The sequence below is a fragment of the Acinetobacter lwoffii genome, assembly GCF_024129115.1.
Classification (GTDB): Bacteria; Pseudomonadota; Gammaproteobacteria; order Pseudomonadales; family Moraxellaceae; genus Acinetobacter; species Acinetobacter lwoffii_T.
The window spans coordinates 1-2,785 of the sequence record NZ_JAMXXO010000048.1 but is presented as its reverse complement, the minus strand read 5'-3'; the positions used below and the strand labels follow the sequence as shown (position 1 = coordinate 2,785).

2 protein-coding genes and 1 pseudogene are annotated in these 2,785 nt (G+C 40.9%); 1 reads left to right on the top strand and 2 read right to left on the bottom strand.

Annotation, left to right across the window (positions count from 1 at the left end):
• Window positions 1–343 (top strand): transposase (locus NI470_RS15525; RefSeq protein ID WP_253148998.1); only part of this gene is annotated, 343 nt, incomplete at its 5' end.
• 231 nt (window positions 344–574) lie between these two features.
• Here NI470_RS15525 and NI470_RS15520 read toward each other — a convergent pair.
• Entirely contained in the window at window positions 575–1,924 is a 1,350-nt protein-coding gene (locus tag NI470_RS15520) for an MFS transporter (RefSeq protein WP_253149000.1), read from the bottom strand.
• A 329-nt stretch (window positions 1,925–2,253) separates the two neighbouring features.
• Window positions 2,254–2,670 (bottom strand): annotated as a pseudogene (locus NI470_RS15515) (ATP-binding cassette domain-containing protein); the annotation flags it as partial.
• Window positions 2,671–2,785 lie beyond the last annotated feature (115 nt).

Below are 2,785 nucleotides of genomic sequence, written 5' to 3'. Positions count from 1 at the left end.
TTATGACACCAAGCAATGCCGTCAGGTCATTGCAGATCGGCAAGCGCATGCGGTGATTCCACCTAGAAAAAATGCGAAACCATGGAAAGATCAGAAATTGAGATCTTTAGAGCGGAATGAGTTACTGAAAACAGTTAAACGTTTAGGAAGAACGCTTTGGAAAAAATGGTCTGGTTATCATCGTCGAAGTTTAGTTGAAACCAAGATGCATTGCATCAAACTATTAGGTGATAAATTAACAGCAAGGAGTTTTTCTAGTCAGGTGAATGAGATTCATGCACGCATAGCCGTATTGAACAAATTTACAGAATTAGGTCGTCCTCATACCCAAGTTGTCACTTGAATTCTGTTCAAATGAGCAGAGTGTTGTCTTTTAAATCTTTGTGCAACAAAGCCCATATAAACTATAAATGATTTTACTTTTATTCGATAAATTCAACCATTCTGTACTTTTTAAATAATATTTTCCTATCCTGAATATATAGCTCATCATTTTATTATTGCGTTAGCACAAACAACAAAAAGGATATTGCTATCCTTTTTGTCAATTCATTTTATATCAGGGCGTGTTGTGTTATTGCTGTACTTCCGCCAGATGACGTTCATTTACTGCCTGTTCATATAACAGCTGTTCTTTTTCTTTATGTTCGACAGAGAAGCGGATCATCAACACACAACTTGCAGCAATCACCACCAAGCTACCCAGTACCATCAAAGTGGTTTGAATATCCAACATGCCTTTTAACAGGAAACCTGCAGCTACCGCGCCGACATTGCCACCTGCTCCAATAATACCGGCCACCCCCCCCAAGGCATCACGGTCGATAAAAGGCACCAGTGCATAGGTAGCGCCACATGCCATATGAGTAAACAAGGCAAAGATGGTCATTGCCATGATCGCCAAGGTTGCGCTGTTCATTTGCGAAAATAAAATAAGAAACAGACCTTCCAGCATGATCAAGGCAAACAGGACTTTGGTTCGACCATCCAGACCTTTTTGAATCGCGACTTTGTCTGAAACAATACCTCCCAAGGCACGGGCAAACAATGCCAGTAAACCAAAAATCCCGGCTGCCATGCCTGCTTCTTTTAGGCCAAACTGAAAGTTGTCGACAAAGTACAAGGCAATAATATTATGGATAAAAATTTCAATACCAAAACAGGCAGCATAAGCCCCAAATAGAATCCAGACACGGTAGTTACGTGCGGCATGCATTAAGATGGCAAGACCACCTTTTTTATCGCTACCGACAGAAATACCTTGCACACGGAGTTCTTTAAAATTACCTTGTGGACAGTCTTGGGTGAATTTCCAGTACAGCACACCGACAATGATCATCAGAATACCCGGCACCAGAAGCGCAATTCTCCATCCCATTGCCTGTTCTACACCGAACATCACCAAAGCAGCCAGCATTAAAGGCATCAGGGCTTGAGTCGCACCGCCACCGGCATTCCCCCAGCCTGCTGTAGTCGCATTTGCCGTTCCCACCACATTCGGCGCAAACATGATACTGGTATGATATTGGGTGATGACAAAACTGGCACCAATTGCGCCAATCAATAAACGGAAAAACAAGAAAGATTCATAACTGTTGGCCGACGCCACACCAAACACCGGAATACTGCCAATAATCAATAAAGCGGTATAGGTTTTACGCGGACCGTATTTATCACACAACGGCCCCACGATCAGACGCACCAGAATTGTAATGGCGACTGCGGCAATATTGATATTGGCGATCTGCTCTTTGGTCAGGTTGAATTCACCGGCAATCACTGGCATTAACGGTGCACAGGCAAACCACGCAAAGAAACAGACAAAAAAAGCGAGCCAACTCATATGGAAGGCCCGCATCGCTGAACTACTGAAGTTAAATAGACTTATTTTTGTTGCTTTATTGAGACTTGTATTTGAAGACATAGCCATTTCCTTACCAGAACTGAACGTATTTAAGTCACTGTGATGCCGAGGCATATCAGTAACGATCAGAACGGACGTCATTGGCCGTCATACAAATGTAGAGTCTTCTTTGACTTTAATCAGATATATGCACAGGTCATGCCAGATTACTTTTAAAATAAAATAAGATATTGTTTTACATAAAATAATTTATATTCAAGCTCTTAAATTAGATGTTTCTTTCTTAAAAATAGAGAGAAAAATAGATATCTTCTGAGAAATTATGAGCAAAACAGCGATAGGATGACCTGCCCGGAGTCATTGCTGGTTTAAATCGGTGCAGGGCTGGATCAAATAATTTTTCCCTTTTCAAAATGCAGCAGTTGTGCCTGTAAATACGCCACTTCATCTACATGATGAGTCACATAAATCATGGGTAAATCTGTTTGATGAATCACAATTTTCAGAAAAGGTAAAATCTGGTTTTTCAGCTTTTGATCCAGTCCATTTAAAGGCTCATCCAAAAGTAATAGGTCGGGAGAAGATAAAAGTGCACGACCGATAGAAACGCGCTGTGCCTGTCCACCAGAAAGCTGATGCGCCCGATGCCGAAGTAGTGGCTTTAATTCGAGTAACTCCACAATGTCTTCAAACGTAAATTTCTGCTGACCTTTATTTTTTATATTTAGCTGTTCTGCATATTTCAAATTCTGCATGACATTCAGATGCGGAAACAGTAGGGCTTGCTGAAAAATCAGGGCAATTTTTGGTGGTGTATCAAAAAGTATGCTAAAAAAAGCAGGTTGAATTTTGATAAAATAGAGAAATGCAAATAACTCTAGAAATCAAATGTCCAACCTGCCTCAGTGACAGTATAAAGAA